Origin of the sequence: Bradyrhizobium sp. 482_C4_N1_8 (assembly GCF_052075965.1) — a bacterium.
Classification (GTDB): domain Bacteria; phylum Pseudomonadota; class Alphaproteobacteria; order Rhizobiales; family Xanthobacteraceae; genus Bradyrhizobium; species Bradyrhizobium barranii.
The window spans coordinates 6,346,906-6,364,043 of record NZ_CP197231.1; the positions used below are offsets into that span (position 1 = coordinate 6,346,906).

General features: G+C 62.2%; 12 protein-coding genes and 1 pseudogene. 7 read left to right on the forward strand and 6 right to left on the reverse strand.

Annotated features, from left to right (window positions below; all coding sequences use genetic code 11):
* The first annotated feature begins 221 nt into the window (after positions 1-221).
* Both AB7Z56_RS30365 and AB7Z56_RS30370 read left to right on the forward strand, forming a co-directional pair.
* Positions 222-1,253, forward strand: a complete 1,032-nt coding sequence (locus tag AB7Z56_RS30365; protein ID WP_063984444.1) for an ABC transporter substrate-binding protein — start codon at positions 222-224, stop codon at positions 1,251-1,253.
* A complete protein-coding gene (locus tag AB7Z56_RS30370) occupies positions 1,250-3,988 on the forward strand; it encodes an ATP-binding protein (RefSeq protein WP_441256708.1) in 2,739 nt (912 codons plus the stop codon). The genes AB7Z56_RS30365 and AB7Z56_RS30370 overlap by 4 nt, the downstream gene beginning before the upstream one ends.
* Here the strand turns inward: AB7Z56_RS30370 and AB7Z56_RS30375 are convergent.
* Positions 3,933-4,838: a LysR family transcriptional regulator gene (locus AB7Z56_RS30375; protein WP_063984446.1), complete on the reverse strand. Its 906-nt coding sequence runs from the start codon at positions 4,836-4,838 to the stop codon at positions 3,933-3,935. The two genes, AB7Z56_RS30370 and AB7Z56_RS30375, sit on opposite strands and share 56 nt — an antisense overlap.
* 129 nt (positions 4,839-4,967) lie before the next feature.
* Here AB7Z56_RS30375 and AB7Z56_RS30380 point away from each other — a divergent pair, with 129 nt between their 5' ends.
* Positions 4,968-5,906, forward strand: coding sequence for a ring-cleaving dioxygenase (locus AB7Z56_RS30380; protein WP_063984447.1), 939 nt, complete (start codon positions 4,968-4,970; stop codon positions 5,904-5,906).
* Positions 5,903-6,529 carry an alpha/beta hydrolase gene (locus AB7Z56_RS30385; protein WP_063984448.1) on the forward strand — a complete coding sequence of 209 codons (627 nt, stop codon included), beginning with the start codon at positions 5,903-5,905 and terminating at the stop codon, positions 6,527-6,529. The genes AB7Z56_RS30380 and AB7Z56_RS30385 overlap by 4 nt, the downstream gene beginning before the upstream one ends.
* 58 nt (positions 6,530-6,587) lie before the next feature.
* Here the strand turns inward: AB7Z56_RS30385 and AB7Z56_RS30390 are convergent, their stop codons facing one another.
* Entirely contained in the window at positions 6,588-7,886 is a 1,299-nt protein-coding gene (locus AB7Z56_RS30390) for a glycosyltransferase (protein ID WP_063984449.1), read from the reverse strand.
* Between the two features lie 357 nt (positions 7,887-8,243).
* Between AB7Z56_RS30390 and AB7Z56_RS30395 the strand changes: the two genes are divergently transcribed.
* Positions 8,244-9,212 (forward strand): glycosyltransferase family 2 protein, encoded by a 969-nt coding sequence (locus tag AB7Z56_RS30395; RefSeq protein ID WP_081369463.1) that lies wholly within the window; start codon positions 8,244-8,246, stop codon positions 9,210-9,212.
* A 245-nt stretch (positions 9,213-9,457) separates the two neighbouring features.
* Here AB7Z56_RS30395 and AB7Z56_RS30400 read toward each other — a convergent pair whose 3' ends face one another.
* Positions 9,458-11,032, reverse strand: a complete 1,575-nt coding sequence (locus AB7Z56_RS30400; protein ID WP_063984451.1) for a winged helix-turn-helix domain-containing tetratricopeptide repeat protein — start codon at positions 11,030-11,032, stop codon at positions 9,458-9,460.
* Positions 11,033-11,197: 165 nt separating this feature from the next.
* Between AB7Z56_RS30400 and AB7Z56_RS30405 the strand changes: the two genes are divergently transcribed.
* On the forward strand, positions 11,198-11,434 hold the full coding sequence (locus tag AB7Z56_RS30405) for a DUF1127 domain-containing protein (RefSeq protein WP_224581022.1): 237 nt from the start codon (positions 11,198-11,200) through the stop codon (positions 11,432-11,434).
* 222 nt (positions 11,435-11,656) lie between these two features.
* Here the strand turns inward: AB7Z56_RS30405 and AB7Z56_RS30410 are convergent, their stop codons facing one another.
* Positions 11,657-13,084 carry a DUF1254 domain-containing protein gene (locus AB7Z56_RS30410; RefSeq protein ID WP_441256709.1) on the reverse strand — a complete coding sequence of 476 codons (1,428 nt, stop codon included), beginning with the start codon at positions 13,082-13,084 and terminating at the stop codon, positions 11,657-11,659.
* A gap of 387 nt (positions 13,085-13,471) precedes the next feature.
* Positions 13,472-14,173, reverse strand: a complete 702-nt coding sequence (locus AB7Z56_RS30415) for an alpha/beta fold hydrolase (protein WP_231144483.1) — start codon at positions 14,171-14,173, stop codon at positions 13,472-13,474.
* A 153-nt stretch (positions 14,174-14,326) separates the two neighbouring features.
* On the opposite strand from AB7Z56_RS30415, the gene AB7Z56_RS30420 reads away from it, so the two are divergent.
* Positions 14,327-15,229: a LysR family transcriptional regulator gene (locus tag AB7Z56_RS30420; RefSeq protein ID WP_063984453.1), complete on the forward strand. Its 903-nt coding sequence runs from the start codon at positions 14,327-14,329 to the stop codon at positions 15,227-15,229.
* A 75-nt stretch (positions 15,230-15,304) separates the two neighbouring features.
* Here the strand turns inward: AB7Z56_RS30420 and AB7Z56_RS30425 are convergent.
* Positions 15,305-17,032 (reverse strand): annotated as a pseudogene (locus AB7Z56_RS30425) (amidase family protein).
* Positions 17,033-17,138 lie beyond the last annotated feature (106 nt).

Sequence of the window (17,138 nt, forward strand, 5' to 3'; positions counted from 1 at the left end):
CGTCTCAACGAGACGGAAAATGTTGCAACGCCACAATGCGTTGCAGATCGTCACGGAGCAGACAAAGCTCGAAACAGCGACTCTTTGGCGGGGTAGGAATACGGTATCGGACTGCCGAATGCTGCGAATGAACATTCATAAGCGCATTTTTTCATCAATTGTGGACACCGCCCTTTCGCGTTAAGCATCCGGTTGGGACAGACCATCGTGCAAAGAATTCCATGACCGAACGGCCTTCCGCGTTCGCGCTCGATCGCCGCGGCTTCATTCGCCTCGCAGGCACAACCGCTGCAGGCTGGATTGCGCTCGGCGCAACGTCAGATCGCATGCGGATCGTTGCCTCGCTGACGGGATTGCCGCTCGACGACGAACTGACCAGACGGAGCATGACCGACAGCCCGACCTCCCGCCTGGGTGGTCTCATCGTCGGCTTGAGACAGCGAGGCTGGGTCGAGGGCGTCAACTTCCGCCTCGAACTTCGTTCGACCTTCGGCGGACCGGACAAGCTCAAGACCGCGGTCCAGGAGTTGCTCGAGCTCAAGCCGGACGTGATCCTGACCGGCTCGACCATCGAAACCGCCGCAGTCTTTGCCGCCACCAAAACCATCCCGATCGTTTTCGCGACCGCCAACGATCCGGTCGGCAACGGCTTCGTCGAAAGCCTCGCGCATCCCGGCGGCAACGTCACCGGCTTCACCAACAGCACCGCCGAAATGGGCGGCAAATGGCTTCAGCTCATCCGCGAGGCGGTGCCGGATCTCGCGCGCGTCGGCGTCCTCTTCAACCCGACGACCACGCCTCGCGCCGGGCGCTTCTTCCTCGACTCGATCGAGCGGGAGGCCGCGACCTCAGGGGTGTCCGTGACCCCCGCGCCCGTCAACGCGCCAACGGACATCGACGAAACCATCAGGCGCTTTTCCGAACCGCCCAAGGCGGCGCTGGTTGCGCTGGTCGACAGCTTCCTCGTGGTCCACCGTCAGGCGGTCGTGGCGGCGGCGGCCAAGCATCGCGTCCCCACGATCTATCCGTTCCATTATTTCATGGATGCGGGCGGACTGATGAGCTACGGGCCGACGCTGGAGGTGCGCTCGGCCGATTACGTCGATCTCATCCTGCGCGGCACCAAGGCCGGGGATCTTCCGGTGCAATCGCCGCGGAAATACGAACTCCTGATCAACCGCACGGTCGCCCGCTCGCTCGGATTGAACATTCCCTTCACGCTGCTGGCGCGCGCCGACGAGATCCGCGAGTGAACGAGGCGATCGACCAGGGACATTTGCGGACGCCCCCGGGCCGGTTGTTCCGAAAATATCTCTACTCGATCGTCGCCCTCGCCTTTGCCGCGCTCGCCATCAACACCGGCTTCGACGTCTGGTTCTCCTATCGCGAGCAAAAGCAGCTTCTCGCGGCGACCCAGCGCGAGCAGGCAGCAAGCGCGGCCATCCAGATCGGCCAGTTCATCGGCCAGATCGAAAGCCAGATCAGATGGCTCTCGCGGCTGCCTCCGGAGCTGTCGAGCAACGAAGACGACCGCCTGAACGCCATCCGGCTCCTGCGCCTCTCGCCGGCGATCGCGGAAATTGCCGAGCTCGATTCGCAGGGCCGCGAGCAGGTGCGCGTGTCGCGCCGCGTCGCGGACAGGGTCGGCAGCAAGGCCGATCTCTTGGCCTCGCCGGCCTTCCGCGGTGCCAATGAAAGCCGGGCCTATTACGGGCCAGTGTACTTCCTCGGCGACACCGAGCCGTTCATGACGCTCGCCACGCGCGGGACCGGGCGGAATCCCAATGTGATCGTGGCCGACGTCAATCTGCGCTTCATCTGGGACCTCGTCGCCGGGATCAGGGTCGGCAACACCGGCAAGGCCTATGTGGTCGACCGCATGGGAGTCCTGATCGCGCATCCCGATCTGTGGCCGGCGCTGCAACGGACCGATCTCTCCGGGCATGCCGACGTGCGCGCCGCACTCGACGGCGTGGGGCCGCCTTCGGGCGGCCTGGTCAAGGGGGATCTGTCAGGCCAGCGCGTGCTCTCGACCTATGCGACGGTCCCCTCGCTCGGCTGGCTGGTGTTCGTCGAGCTTCCGCTCAGCGAGGCCTACGCTCCGATCTATGCATCGATCGGACGCGCGACGTTTCTCCTGGTCGTCCTGCTCGCCTGCGCGATCCTGGTGTCCCTCTGGCTGAGCCGGCGCATGACCGTGCCGATCCAGATCCTGACGCAGGGCGCGCGGCGGATCGGCAGCGGCGATCTCGGCCTGCGGCTCGCGATCAAGACCGGCGACGAGCTGGAAGCGCTCGGCGACCAGTTCAACCGGATGGCCGCTCACTTGCGCGACTCCTATGCGACGCTCGAGCGCAAGGTCGTCGAGCGGACCGCCGAACTCGAAAAGACCCGCGATCAGGCCCTGGCCGAGCATGACGCGGCCGAGCGCGCGCGCAGGGCCGCCGTGCTGGCCAACGAGACCAAGTCGCGCTTCCTCGCCGTCGTCAGCCACGAACTGCGCACGCCGCTGAACGGCGTCATGGGCGTGCTGCAGCTGCTCGACGACGGCAGCCTCGGCGAGGCCCAGCGCCGCCACCTCGCGACCGCGGAGGCATCGGGCGAAACGCTGATCGCGCTGGTCGATGCCATCCTGGAATATGCCCGCCTCGAGGCCAGCACCGAAACGCTGGAGACGCGCGACTTCCGCCTTCACCAGCTGATCGAGACCGCCGCGGAGCTGATGTGTCCGCAAGCCTTCGGCAAGGGCCTGACCTTCGACCTCGCCTGCGATGCGACGGTCGACACATCGGTGCACGGCGATCCGGTCAGGCTCAACCGCATCCTGCTCAATCTGATCGGCAATGCCATCAAGTTCACCCCGCACGGCGGAATTGCGCTCGCGGCGGCCGCCGAGCAACGCGACGATCATGTCCTGCTGCGCATCACCGTTCGCGATACCGGCATCGGCATTGCGCCCGACATGCACGAGCGCATCTTCGACGATTTCGTCCAGGCCGACGACAGCATCGCGCGGCGGTTCGGCGGCACCGGCCTCGGACTCGCGATCGCGCGCCGGCTCACGCGCCTGATGCGCGGCGAGCTGACGGTGGAGAGCACGCCGGGCGCGGGCAGCACGTTCACGCTTCAGGTGCCGCTCGGCCGCGCCGCAAGCGGCGTGGCGCAAGGCGCGGTCCCGCCGCCGTCGCGGCAGCTCCGCGTGCTGCTGGTCGACGACGATCCCGTCAATTGCGAGGTCGGCGAAGCCATTCTGAACCGGCTCGGCCATCGCGCGACGATCGCGAGAGACGGCGCTTCGGCCATTGCGCTCGCCCGCGATCAGGCGTTCGACATCATCCTGATGGACCTGCACATGCCCGACATGGACGGCGTCGAGGCGGCGTCGCGGATCGGCAAGCTCAATCTGCCGCGGATGCCGCGCATCATCGCCGTGACCGCCGACGTCTCCTCCAGCGCCCGCGAGCGGCTCGCAGGTGCCGGCATCGCCAAGGTCGTCAGCAAGCCGATCCTGATCAACGCGCTGCGCGAGGCGATCGAGGACGCCCCGGATGAGCCGGCCGCCGCGCAACTCGCTGCAGGCGCATTGATCGACCGGCATTTCCTCGACGACCAGCGCGAGCTGCTCGGCCCCGCGCAAATCGAAAAGCTCCATCATTTGCTGGGGGAGACCAGCGGCAAGCTGATCGCAGAAATCGCCAAAGCCGCCGCGGCCGGCGATCACGCGCAGTTGGCGCGGCTCACGCACCAGCTCGGCAGCGCCGCCGGCGCGCTCGGCCTCGTCCGCCTGTTCGAGCGCAGCCGCGAGATCGAGCTGGCGGCGCCCTCGATGTCGCCACCCGAATGCCAAAGCGCCGCGCGCGATCTCGCCGCACTTCGTGAGGCGTCGATGAGCGCGCTCGACGATCTGCTTCGGCCCGCCGAGCAGCGGTCGGTTACTGCACGCCCGCCTCCTCCTCGCGCGCAAACCGCTCCACCAGAAAATCGATGAACAGCCGCACCTTCACCGACAGATGCCGCGTCGGCGGATAGACCGCGTACAGCGCGAGCGGCGGTGCAGAATAGTCGTCCAGCACCGTACGCAGCTCGCCTCTCCTTAAAGCGTCCGCCGCGATGAACTCCGGCAGCAGCGCCAGCCCCCTGCCCTTGATCGCGACGTCGCGCAGCACTTCGGCATTGTTGACGCAGAGCGACCAGGCCGGCTGGATCCAGTGATCGCCGTCGCTGCCTGTGAGCTTCCACTGGTTGCCGGTGAGCAGGAAGCCATAGGTCAGCGAAGCGTGCTCACGCAGATCCTGCGGATGCTTTGGCGTGCCGTGACGCGCGAGATAATCCGGCGAGGCGCAGATCATGCGCGCCACCGGCATGATTTTTCGTGCGATCAAACTCGAAGATTCCAATTCCGCGATCCGCAACGTCACGTCAAAGCCGTCCTGCACGGGATCGAGCAGATCGTCGCTGAGCACGATCTGGAGCTGAAGCTCGCCATAGCGCGCCATGAAATCGGCCAGCACCGGTCCAAGCCGCATGGTGCCGAACGACATCGGCGCGTTGACCCGCAGCAATCCCCGCGGCGCCGACTGGGCCTGCGCCACCGCCTGGTCGGCGGCCTCGATCTCCGAGAGGATCACGACCGCGCGCTCGAAGTAGCGCTGGCCGTTCTCGGTCGGGCTGGCGTGGCGGGTGGTCCGGTTCAGGAGCTGGACGCCGAGGCTCTCTTCGAGGTCGGCGATGTATTTGCTGATCGCCGAGCGCGACAGCCGCAGCTGCCGGCCGGCTTCCGCAAAACTGCCGCTTTCGACCACCTTCACGAAGGCCCGGAGGCTGGCGACCTTATCCAAGGGCCGGCCCCGGCGATTGTTTCCAAATCGTAGACATAGACGTCATATTTGCATGGATTGTCTCCAATCCAAAGCGGAACGATATTTCCACCCAGAGCAAGACCGCTCCCCGACTTCTGGAGGACGACAATGTCTGGACTGCACCACGTCACCGCGATCGCCGGCGATCCCATCCGCAATTTCGGCTTCTACACCCGGGATCTCGGCCTGCGCTTCGTCAAGAAGACGGTCAATTTCGACGATCCCGGCACTTACCACTTCTATTACGGCGACGAGACCGGCCGCCCCGGCACGATCCTAACCTTCTTCCCCTGGGCCGGCGTGCCGGCCGGCCGCCGCGGCGTCGGCGAGACCCATCAGACCGCCTTCCGCGTGCCGCAGCGCTCGCTCGGCTACTGGACGCAGCGCTTCACCGAGAAGGGCATCGCCTACGAGGCGCTGGAGAAGCGTTTTGGCGAGTCCGTCCTGCCGTTCACCGACCCTGACGGCATGGCGCTCGCGCTTGTGGGTGTCCCCGGTGCCGAGGACGAGCCCGGCTGGAGCAATGGCGACGTCCCGGCCGAGCACGCGATCCGCGGCTTCCATGGCGTGACCTTGCTGCTCGACAGCGCGGCGAAGACGGCTTCCGTGCTCACCGACGTGTTCGGCTTCAAGGAGACCGGACGCGAGGGCTCGGTGATCCGCTTCAAGGCGCCGGGCGATGCCGAAGGTAGCGTCGTCGACATCTACGAGGCCAAGGGCTTCTTGCGCGGACATCAGGGCGGCGGCTCCGTCCATCACATCGCCTTCCGCGCGGCCGATGACGCCGAGCAGGGCCGGATGGCGCAAAAGCTCGTGAGCAATCACGGCCTGCATCCGACCGAGCAGAGGGACCGCAACTACTTCCGCTCGATCTACTTCCGCGAACCAGGCGGGGTGCTGTTCGAAATCGCGACCGATATCCCCGGCTTCGCCGTCGATGAGCCCGTAGCAACCCTGGGACGTGATCTGAAGCTGCCGAGTTTCCTCGAAGCGCAGCGCAAGCAGATCGAAAATGTTCTGCCGAGCCTGGAAGAAAGCGCGTCATGACCGAGAGCACATTCATCCATCGTTTCGAGCCCGCGACCAACGCGGGCTCCCCTCCGCTGCTGCTGCTGCACGGCACCGGCGGTGATGAGAACGACCTGCTCGGGCTCGGCAAGATGATCTCGCCCGGCTCCGCGCTGCTCTCGCCGCGTGGCCGCGTGCTCGAGCACGGCATGCCGCGCTTCTTCCGCCGTCTCGCCGAGGGCGTGTTCGACGAGGACGACGTGCGCCGGCGCGCGCTGGAGCTCGGCGACTTCATCGCGGATGCGCGGAAGCAATACGGCATCGCCGCGCCTGTTGCGGTCGGCTTCTCCAACGGCGCCAACATCGCAGCCGCGCTGTTGCTGCTGAAGCCGGACGTCCTGGCCGGCGCGATCCTGCTGCGTGCCATGGTGCCGCTGTCGGATCCGCCGAAGGCGGAGCTTGGCGGCAAGCCGATTCTGCTGCTGTCCGGGCAGGCTGATCCGATCGTGCCAGCGAGCAATTCGGCAAAGCTTGCGGCGCTGTTGTCGGAAGCCGGCGCGCGTGTCGACCACAAGGTCCTGCCGGCAGGCCATCAATTGTCGCAGGCCGACGTGACGCTGGCCCGCAACTGGATCGGCAGCGTCGACGCCAAAGCGGCATGAACCAACGAGCGGCGCATCGTTTCACGAACGGTGTGCCGCCAATTCGCCTTGCGAACCGTCAGGCAGATTTTCGAAGCGGTTGATTCTTCGGTTGCGGTCTCGCCGCGCGGCCAATGGCGGCGATCGCCTCCATCTCGTCGACGAGGCCGGACCGATCGATATCGACTTTCATGGCCTCGCCGAGCAGACGGGCTGCCATCCTGAATTGCGGCTCCGCAATCAATCGGTTCACCGCCGCTGCAATTTCCGCTTCGGAGGCGGTTGGAGGCAATTGAAGCCCTGCCCCCTTCGCTTCGACGCGCGCGGCATTGGCAGCCTGGTCCCGACCCATCGGCAGGATGAGCAGCGGCAGTCCGTTGATGAGTGAACGCGTGGTCGTTCCGTGACCGCCTTGCGAGATCACCACGGAAACATCCTTCATGACGAGGTCATGGGGAGCGCCCCGGACCAAATGCACATTGTTCGGAGCCCTGAGATCGGCGACGTCGACATTGGGACCGGCTGTTGCAAGGGCATCGATCTCGACCGCCTCCATCGCTGTGATAATGCGCTGAAACAGTTCGCGCTGACCTTGCGCACCCGTGCTGCATGCGATCAGCCCGCGAGGACGACCCGACTGAGCCGACCATGGCGCTCGCCACGCCTCCATCTGCGAAGACTTGGACCAATTCGGTACATCGAGCAGCGGTCCGACGTAGCGAAAATTGTCGGGCAGCGAGTCAGCGTGAAAGTCGAACGCTCGACTGGTCGCGAGCAAAAGCCGGTTGGCCCGATCGAACAGATCGTAGACATCTGCCAGAAGCGGAAGACCCAGATCAGCACGCGCGCGGTTGAGACTTGGCAGAAACAGATTGAGTGTTTCGGCCAGCCTGGCATTGGCGGCGTCGACTTCGGCGCGCTCTTCCGGCGTTTTCGGTTGGCTCAACCCGCTGACAGCCGGCGGCATTCCCGGCAGGGGCCGAATGCTGACATGAGGGGACAGCAGAGCGAAAGGCACGCCTGACGCCTCCGCCCCGAGCGCAGCACCAAACAGCACGTCAAGCACGAGAACGGCATCCGTCGGCATACGGCCGATCTCATCCCGGACATCGGCCGCATAGAGCGCGGCAGGATCAAAGACGGCCTGGCGTAGAAAGTCTTTCACATCCGAGACGTCCACCGGATCCGCAGCCTTTCCGGTCGGGGCGCGGCGCCATGCTACAAATGCAAAGCCGGAGGCCTCGACTTCAGCGCGCATCGCCGGATCCGCCATCACCCGGATATGATGTCCATTCCGGTGCAGCCTCCGCGCCGCAGTCAGCAGCGGGCTCAAATTCCCGAGGGTTCCCCACGACGCCAGCAGAAAATTATAAGACATCGTAGAACCCTTTCGTCACGGTTGCGAATGCGCTGTCGCAAGCCATCCTGCGCAACCCAATGCAGGCTTCCGGACGGACGCGTGGCCGCGCTTGTGTCCGCGCGGCCACGCCAAGAATGAAGCGGCGCGCGCTACCGAACGATGTCTCCCCGGAGGGAGATGGTTACAGCTGTAAGGAGAGGAAGGCCGCTTATGGGCCAAGCGGACATTTGAGTTGATGGCCAGGTTCGCTAAGCGGCAAAAGCGGTCCAACAGTTCAGGACGCGGATTTGTCCGCTAAGGGCCACATCCGGACATCTAGGATGTTGCCGCTCCCCGAGAACTGTTATTGTTGAGCGGTCTTGCGTCTAGGGGATGATGATTGTGTCTCCAGCAGAACTGTCGAGCAGCGAGGCGGAACTCCGGTCGTTCATTTCGGTCGCGATCCCAACCTTTCGACGTCCTTTTGGGCTGCAACGCGCGATCGAAAGCGTGCTGCAGCAGGACTTCTCCGATTGGGAAATGGTGATCAGCGACGACGAAGGGTTAGTGGGCGAGAGTTGTCGCCTCTTGTCCGAATATGTCAGCACAGAACCGCGCATCCGAGTCGTCGAGAACCGCAGAGGCCGTGGTCAGGTCGAGAACACGAACAATGCGATGCTTGCGTGTCGCGGTCCCTGGATCAAATTGTTGCATGACGACGACTGGCTCGCGCCAGGGGCGCTTACGTCTTTCGCGAGACTTGCGTTGGCCTACCCCGCCGCGGCAGTCATCACCTCCACAAGCCATCTGGTGCAAGACAAAGGCATAAAGTACCGGCAAGGGGGTGAGATTTACGTGTATTCGGGCCAACAGTGCCTGACTGATCTCTATTTGGTGGGCAAAACGCGGTCGCTCGGAATTGTCCCATCGACGCTGTTGGTCAATAGCAACGTCGTCAAAGCCGGCTGCCTGATGCGAAACTACAAGTCGATAAGTTGGGGGGTCGACCAACTGTTCTTCATTGATCTGGCCTGCCATGGTGACATGGTAGCGATAGACGATGGTCTTATCTTTTACGACATGACCAACCACCCCTGCATCACGGCAGACGGGTCGTTCACTCACATTGACCAAGAGACAGTCGATCTCAAACGCCTCACTTGGAGCCTTTTGGAAGATAAAGGAGAACTTCCCGATCCTGAAACGGTCGTGCGTGCGTTGCGGGTTGCTCGACTACGCGGACGGATCGGCCGGCAGCCACTCGGCGCAACGATCCGTGACGCAATCCAAATCCTGCGCCCCTCGGTCCTGATGGCTCTCAACAAGATCATCCGTGCTCGGGCGCGCGCGCCGGGTGCAATTTAATTCATCCTTTCTGCGGGAACGCTCTGATCTGATAGCGCAGCTAACTGACCGCCGCTCGAAATGGCAAGGTCCGCTATGGGTCAAAAGCCGACACCGCGCCAACGCCCAAACACGTCAGCTTAGGGTCACAAGCCGAAATCAGCATCGAGCAACGCCACGTCTGCGAAGGGCCACAAGCCGACATTGCATACTGCGCCGTTGATGGGAATTGGAATGAGACCAGTATTTCCCGGCAACCGCAGCACTCATGGGGGGAGACCCATGATGGGGCAAGCTCGCGCTATCCTTTCGAGGTGTTCCGGCCTGTAAAATCGAGCGAGCTTTGGAACGAGTGTGGAGACGCGCAGAGCCGGCCTCGCTTCCACCAGGCGTGCACCGATCATCCGGGCTTCCTCGACCCTTCCAGACATCGCGTGGCATGCCGCCAGAATAAATTGTGCGTTGAGATAGTTGGGCCGATGCAGCACAGCCGACTTGGCCCATGATGACCCGTCCTCGTATCGATCCGTCAAGAAATGCGCAAACGCTATGCCGGTCTGCAGCAGAAAAAGAAACGGATCCATCGGGCTTAGACGCCCCCCGGCGTGGAACTGCTTGAGCGCCGCCTCTATGTCACCGCGCCGTATGTGTTCCCAGCCGATCGTATACCGTGCAACAGCCAGGTTCGGGTTAAGCTCATGAGCTCGGGAGACGAGGGCCACGCCATCGTCGATCTCATATAATACGGCGCCAATTGCCTGCCCGGCTCTCACGAGTACGGTTGGATCATCCTTATCGAGCTCGATCGCACGCCTTGCCAACCGTCGGGTGTCGTTCAGTTCCTGATCCGCGTCGATCGTCCAGCCGAAGATCTTTCGTTGCAGATAGCAATAAGCACCAAGCGCGTATGCTGAGGCCAATCCGGGATCGATCTCGACAGCAAGCCGGATCAGTCTGAGGGCTTCAATGTTTTGTTCGCGGGTGAATTCATAGAAGCTCGAGAGTGCACGCAGATAGTAATCGTAGGCCTGAAGATTTTCGGTTGGCTTGCGCTTTGCGCGCTCTATCTCGGCGCGCTCCAATTGAGGAAAGAGTGCGCTAATCACGCTACTCGTCACTTGGTCCTGCAGATCGAAGATATCTTTGAGCTGGCTGTCGAACCGGTCCGCCCAAAGATGAGCACCCGTCGTGGCCTCGATCAACTGCCCGGCAATGCGAACCCGATCGCCGGATTTGCGCACACTGCCTTCGAGCACATACCGAACGCCCAGCTCGCGCCCGACCTGCCTGATGTCGATAGCCTTGCCTTTGTAGGTAAAAGTGGACTGTCGCGCGATGACGAACAGCGATTTGGACCGTGAAAGGCCGGTGATGATGTCCTCGACCATGCCGTCGGCGAAATACTCCTGCTCTGGATCGGAGCTCAGGTTGGTGAATGGCAGAACGGCCAGCGACGGTTTGTCGGGAAGTGTGAGGGTGGGTTTAGCCGTCTCCCTCTGGATTTCTGTGACTGCCACAGTGGGGGCGCCGTCAGCCTCCTGCACCATACCGATAAAGCGATAGCCCTTTCTTGGCAGCGTCTTGATCAACCGCTGTTTCTCCCCGGAATCGCCAATTGCGGACCGAGCGGCATTCAGGCGGGTCGTCAGCGCGGCATCCGATACGCACCGCCCCTTCCAAATGGTTGTGATGAGCTCATCCTTGCAAACTACGCGCTCGCGGTTGCGGATGAGGTAATCCAGAAAGTCAAACGTCTGTGGCGCCAGGGCAACGACGTTTGTGTCGCGGTACAGCTCGCGGCGGCCGGAATCCAGTTCGTAGTCTTCGAAGAGATAGCGCAAGACGCGAAATCCCTTGGACGGTCTCCGGTCAGGCCCGGCAACCACTTGGAAAATAAAGAATAAGCTGTCCGTAAGGAAAATGTAAGCAGCAGATCAAGCGCGCTGGGCCGGATTTTGGCAGCATGCCAGGGTGGAAACAAGGTGCCCGAGGATGCTGCGATGAGCATGATTTATCAGACAACGGGCTTGGTCCAGACGACGGACTCTCAGCGACGCAATGTCAGCGTTTTCAGGAATTGCTGGAACGCTTTTCAAGAGTGGCGGAAATGGGAGCGGCTGAGGCGCGATCTTTGCAACCTGAGTGATCAGGAGCTGAAGGATATCGGGATTACGTATGGCGAGATCGACTACGTGGCCTCGAACCGACATACTGACCCGCGAGGCATCCGATCGGTCGGATGATGACGGCCTCCGGCAGCGGTGGACGGAACGTCGGAAATTGGTCGACGCGAGCCGCTTAGCGGCAGGGATACCGGCTTGCGCTTAGGGTCAAAGGCCGACACCGCGCCAACGCCCCAACACGCCAGCTTGGGGTCACAAGCCGAAATCAGCATCGAGCAACGCCACGTCTGCGAAGGGCCACAAGCGGACCTTGGCCAGCATCACTCGATCACCTCAGATTGCTTAGTTGGCTGCGCGCACAACGGCCGGTGGCTGCCATGAGCCCCCACCGGCCGGCAGGATCGAAGGCGCCGTTGTCTTCGGCCAATGTAAACGCATCACGAGGTAGATTTCGTCATTCGGCGCCGGCAACCAATTGGATTCCTTGTCGACGCCGGGCGAATCTTTTTGGATATACAACGTGAGAGAGCCGTCGGCATTCTTCTTCATGTCCGGCAGCATCGGCGAGTTGATCAGGTAGCGGTTGATCGGATTCTCGATCAGCAATTGGCTCTTGCCATCATACATCGTCACCGACCAGAAAGCCTCTACCGGCGGGAATTGTCCGGCGGAAAAAGTGATTGTGTACTTGTACTTGGAACCATCGAGCACCTCGCCATCAGCAAGCGCCTTCGTCATTGGATAGACGGCCTCGATTGCGTCGTTGCCATAGATGCCGCCCTTGGCTGCGGCAGCGCGCTTCAGCCAGTCGCCGCTGTAGAATTGCCGGTCTCCGAACAGCGATCCGATTTTCCAGCCATTTACGTCTTTCTGTCCACTAGCAAGATACTTTTCAACTTTCTCTTCGCCGTCCTTCATCCCCAGCCCGATTTCAATCTTGTGGGTCAGCGGAAGATCCTTGAAGTCGAAGGTCTTTCCGGGGCCGACGCCGATGCGCGTGAGCTTGGCGCGGATTTCCTTTTCCTCCGGCCCGGCCGGCGCAAATTGGAGAGCGAAGTCGAGATACTCGAAGAAGTTCTTCTTCACCAACTCCGCATTAGCCTTGGGAAAGTCGACGGCCGCTGCGGCGGGGGGCGCGGGCTGCTTGAGATAGGCCGACAGGGGCTGCACCTTATAGCCGGCCTGGACCTTCTCAACGTTCGGCATATCTGCCGGATGGAAGAGCTGGGTGCGGTAGGCGGCGGCGGAAAATTGTGTCGAGGAGCGAAACATCTTCTTGATGCCAGGCGGAGTGGCACCCTGCCAGTTCGGCCCAACCACCATATAATCTCCGGCCTCGCTTCCGGTCGCGCGGCTACCGATATATCCGTAATTGAACGTGTTGCCGTCGCAAAGCATCACTGAATAGTAGCGACTCTTGTCAACAGCCGGCACGGAAAGAACGATCGGCTCGGCGCGCAGATCGAGCCATAACAGCGAATAGGGCGTGTCGCTATTGGGAGTTATTACGGCCGTGTCTTTGTATGTATAGACACGCGCCTCGTTTTTGATCTGGTTGAACGGCGCCTTGAATTGCCCAGAGTTCCTGTCGACGGCATATTCGTACATGACGGCGTAGTTCATCACGATCGGCAGCCCGTAGATGAAGCCTTCCTCGGCGATGGCCTTGGCCTCGCGGATGTCAGGCCATTCCGCCTGCGACACACTTGGCGTCAGTGCGAATATCGAGCCCGTCAGAGCGGCGGCCAATACACTTAATCGAATGTTCATGTGAACCACCCACGCGCGAAAGGGCGCCAAATAGACACCCGGGAAGCTGGGTCATCATTTCACGAAATAGTCTCAGCGGACTACGGAAAAACGAACAGCTTGCAGCTGTCAGGCCAAATCGCGCTGAACTACAATCGAAATCCGATTTCATGAGCATTTTCCAATACGTTGATGCTCATTCGTTCGGAAAATGTCCGCTTCGGGTCAAAAGCCGACACCGCGCCAATGCCCCAACACGCCAGCTTGGGGTCACAAGCCGAAATCTGCATCGAGCAACGCCACGTCTGCGAAGGGCCAAGAGCGGCCGTCGCACGCCAGCCCATGAATAAGAGAGGTCGCCTCGCGAACGACCTCTCCTTCATGTCCGGCAATGTATCTTATTTGCGATCAGCTTTTTTGAACGGCGGCCGCGGCTTTGCGTATCACGTCGATAACCACATTTGGCTGGGAGAGCATCGGCACGTGGCTGCTCGCCACTTCGGTGACCGTCGCTCCCATGCGCTTCGACACCCAGCGTTGCAGATCCGGATGCACGGTATGGTCTTGCGTGGCCAGAATGTACCAGCTCGGCTTCGACCGCCACGCGATCTTGTCGGCGCTGAGCTTCTGTTGCTGGAACAGATTGTAGACGGGCGCATATTGGGTGGCCCAAACCAGCTTCTGGTCTTCCGCGGAGAGGTCTCCTGCGAAGAACTCGGTGCCGCTCGGAAGCATCCAGGCACGCCCATCGGCGACCTCGACGCGTGAGAAGATATCCGACGGATACTTGTCGAGCTGGTCCTGTACGGTCTCGCCGGCATCCGGAGCGACCGCTGCAATGTAGACGAGACCGACCACGCGTTCATCGGTGCCCGAGCCCGTGATGGTGGCGCCGCCATACGAATGGCCGACGAGAAGGACCGGGCTGCCAACACGATTGAGTGTGCGCCTCACCGTCGCCAGGTCCTCCTCAAAGGAGTCCAGGCCATATTGAACGGCGATCACTTCGTACCCGTCGGCCTGCAATGCTGGAATGACTTTGCTGAAACAGGAGCCATCGGCCCAAATGCCGTGACAGAAAACGATCGTTGGCTTGATTTGCGCAGACATACTGCTTTTCCTTTTTTGCACGAGCTTCAGCGATGAAGGGCATTGGAAGACCAACTCGGTTGTCGGGGCCCCCATTGCGAAAGTCAGACTATTCGTTCATAAATGGCCGATTAGCCGTCTTTCGTTCGGTTCTTTCGCGATCCAAAGTCCTGAATGACAACGATTCTAGAAAGAACGGCCGGTCTGCTGGCCTTCGTGCGGACGGTTGACGCGGGTTCTTTCGCCGGCGCCGCACGATCGATCGGCGCCAGCCCCTCGGCGGTATCGAAAAGCGTTTCGCGCCTCGAACAACGCCTCGGCGTGCGCTTGCTGCAGCGCTCAACGCGCACACTCAGCCCAACGTCCGAAGGCGCCGCTTACTACGAGCACGTCGCTCCCCATCTGCGCGCGATAGAGGAAGCCGACGACGTCGTGCAGGTTCCGGGAAACGTCCGTGGCGTGCTTCGGGTCACTGTGCCGAGTACATTTGGACGCCCGTTGATTTCCGCATGGGCGGGCTCGTTCCTGGAGCGCTATCCGGACATCAAGCTTGATCTCAGCGTCACGGACCGCCGTGTCGATCTCATCCGCGAGGGTTTCGACCTCGCTGTCAGAATTGGCGAATTGGAAGACACAAACCTGATCGGCCGCTCGTTAGGTGTCCTGCAATATGTTCTGGGCGCATCGCCGGAATACCTTCAGCGACGAGGAATCCCGCAGTCGATCGACGATCTCACGCAGCATGCCTGCCTTCGCCATCTGCTTGGTGGCCGGCCGCAAGCATTTACTTTTGCGGACGGCACACGGGTCATCCCCAATGGCCCCTTCGATAGCGACGATGCTCAGTCGTTGATTGAGGCGGTCATAAAAGGCGTTGGCATCACGCAGTTCATGCGCATCGCAATCGAGGACGAGCTCGCCGCCGGGCGATTGAATGTCGTGCTGCCGGGCATACCGATGTTCACCACACCGGTCTACGTCCTGCACGCATTCGGACGACAACTCCCCCTGCGTGCCCGCCTGTTCATCGATTTTCTTGTCGACGCTTTGGGCGTGTCGCGCAATTTGTCACTCTGAACTTTCGGAACTGGCCAGAAACGTGGTCCGACGCGCGAGCAGGGATTTCCGCCTGATCCTCTCGGCCGGCGAAATCTAAAGCGCGGGCAAGCCGGGCGGCGGCTTGCGCATGTTGGTCGCCTGCTCATAGGCGTAGGCCAGACGCAGCAGCTTGTGCTCGCTCCAGGCACGGCCTGCGAAGGTAACGCCGAGCGGATAGTCAGGCGTGTCCTTGTCGTCTGCTCCCGAAATGAAACCGCCCGGCACCATGACGCTGGGATAGCCCGCCTTCGCTGATATCACGCAGCCTGCGGCGCCGGGAAACAGCACCGCGTCGAGCTTGTGCTGGTTCATGTAGGCGTCCATGCCGCGCGTCTTGGCGGAGAGCAGGTCCATGGCCCGTGCCGATTTGTACTCGCGCTCGCTCAGATCGCCCCTGGTCATGTTGGCGGCCAGGAACAGGTCCTGGCCGAACCGCAGCGCCGTCTCCGCGTTCGCCTCGTTGAAGGCCACGATATCGGCCATGGTCTTCATCTCTGTGTTCGTCGCCCAATCGCTGAGGTAGAGGTTGAGATCGCGCTTCAGCTCGTAGAGGAAGACGATCGGCGGCGTCGCCAGATTACCCTTGTTGCGACTTAGGGGATTGCGGTTGAGCACGTTCATGCTCGTGCCCGGCCCGCCGATCCAGCCAGATGTTGGCATGTTGGCACGAACGATGACGGCGCCCAGATCCTCCAGCACCTTGATCGCGTCGGCCATCACCTTGGCCGACCTGGGCGGCAGCTTGCCGTAGTAGCGATCGTTCAGCGGATCGGCCGGGTCGCTCGGCACGCCGATGCGTGCGCCCCTCATCGCGTCGGTTGCGAGGTCGGCGCTGTAGTCGACCGGCCGCCGCTACCGCTCGGTCGCGGGGTCGAGTGGGTCTTCGGCCGCGAGCACGTTCAATAGCATCGCCGCGTCGCGCACCGTGCGCGTCATCGGCCCTGCAGTGTCCTGGCTGTGCGCGATCGGCACGATCCCGGCCCGACTGACCAGCCCAACAGTCGGCTTCACGGTGACGAGGCCGTTTTGGCTCGCGGGATACAGCAGCGAGCCCGACGTCTCGGTGCCGATCGAGGCTGCGCAGAGGCCGGCCGCTACGGCGACGGCCGAGCCCGCGCTCGATCCGCCCGGCGGCACGACCGGGATGCCGCGATCATCCATCAGCGCCGGCACGTAAGGGTTCTTCACCTGACCGCCGAGCGACGAATAGCCCGCGGGCATGTCGGCCGCGAGAATGTTGGCGAACTCCGTCAGGTTCGCCTTGCCCAGGATCACCGCACCGGCCTTTCGCAGCAGCTTGACGATTGTGGCGTCTCTCCTGGCGCGCGCGCCCTCCAGCGCCAGCGAGCCCGCCGTCGTCGGCTGCTTGTCGCCGGTCGCGATGTTGTCCTTCACCAGGATCGGGATGCCCGCCAGCGGCCGCTTGGCCGACGGCCTGGCGTCGTCCAGCTTGCCCGCGATCCCAAGCGCGTCGGGATTAATCGCGCGCACGGAGTTGAGCGCGGGCCCGTTGCGGTCATAGGCTTCGATGCGCGCGAGATAGGTTTTGGTCAGCGCCGTGGCAGTGACCTGCCCGCTGGCCAGCGCATGAGCGATATCGCTCATCGGCGCATTGTCGAGCTTCAGGGTGATCGGTGCTTCAGCGTTGACGACAGCCGCGGCGATGCCGGCATCGCGGCGGGATGGCTTCTTCATGGCGTGCCTCGCCTGACGGCGCGTCCCGAACCATGACGCCGCGATGATCGTATATTGCCGGTGTTTTGCCCGACGGGTCAACCGCATCGCATGGCTCAGCAAGCCATCGAGCGGACGGTGCAAGCCATTGAAATATCTAACCCCGGCTACTGTGCATGGGGTTGTTTTTCAGGTTTTTGTTTTTGGGGTGCCC